The 1,018-nt window shown below is 64.0% G+C and carries 1 protein-coding gene; it reads right to left on the minus strand.

The genetic code is table 11. The features are described from left to right. Window positions 1-137: 137 nt before the first annotated feature. Window positions 138-1,018 (minus strand): hypothetical protein (locus B2U11_RS02835; protein WP_349680701.1); only part of this gene is annotated, 881 nt, incomplete at its 5' end.

Genomic DNA, 1,018 nt, shown 5'->3' on the forward strand with positions numbered 1-1,018 from the left:
TTCACGTTCCAGGTGGCGATGCGCATGGCGGCGACGCTAAGCCGCGTCACGGTTCGGGGAAAGAGGGCGAATGCAAAAGGGCCGCCGGAGCGATCCGGCGGCCCCTTGTTTCAGGTCTCGTCGACCCGTGCCGAGGGCTATTGCTCGGTGGCTGCGGGGGCTGCCGGCACCGGCGTAAGGGTGCATCCCCCGCCGATGCGTTGAGCGGTCGCGCAAGCATAGATTTGTTGAACCGCGTGTTCGGCGTTCAGGCGGGCGATGACGCCATCTGCGCCGGCGCACTTCGCCTCATAGAACATGCCGTTGTCGTTACGTCCCATCAGACGCGCTTCGGTCACGTCGCAGTTGGCGGCTTCCGAACCCGCTAGCCAACTCTTCAGCAGGGCGGCGTTCTCGGCCGGCGTGGTGAAGGCGCAGGTTCCGCTCTCGGCCACGACTTGCAGACAGTCCGTCTTCGTCCAGGAATCGCCGCTCTTGCGGATCCAGTAGCCCGCCATGTCGGCGCAGCCTATCTCATAGGTGATCGCGCCGTCGTTGGCCGTACCCAGAACACTCGCCTCGTCGACGGTGCACGGCACACCAGCTTGTTGTGCGTAATCACGCAGAAACTTCTGGGTGTCCGTATTGGCCGGCAGGCTGCACTGCGATCCCACTTCGGCTTGGGGATCACGAGCGCGTATTTTCTCTGCGGAACTCGCAAGAACAACGCAGTCGACCGCCTCGGGCGGCGTCTTGGACTCGATCATGTAGCCTGGGCCAGCGGCGCAGGCGATCTCATAGACCGATGTTTGCTCTGTCGTCGTGCCCAGGAGCTTGGCTTCCGTCACCTGGCAACCCGTCTGAGCCAGTGTTGCCTGCTCTTGTGCTGCGGCCATGATCTGTTCTGGCGAAGGCGCGGTTTGACGCTGCTGGCGGCGTTGGCGTGATTGGCCAGCGCGGCTTGTGCCTTCGGTCGCGACTGGGCGGCCGTTTTCGTCTCGGGTCTGGGCGATGGCCAGAGGGGCAACGGAAACAACGC

This window comes from Brevundimonas sp. UBA7534, from assembly GCF_002479325.1.
GTDB lineage: Bacteria > Pseudomonadota > Alphaproteobacteria > Caulobacterales > Caulobacteraceae > Brevundimonas.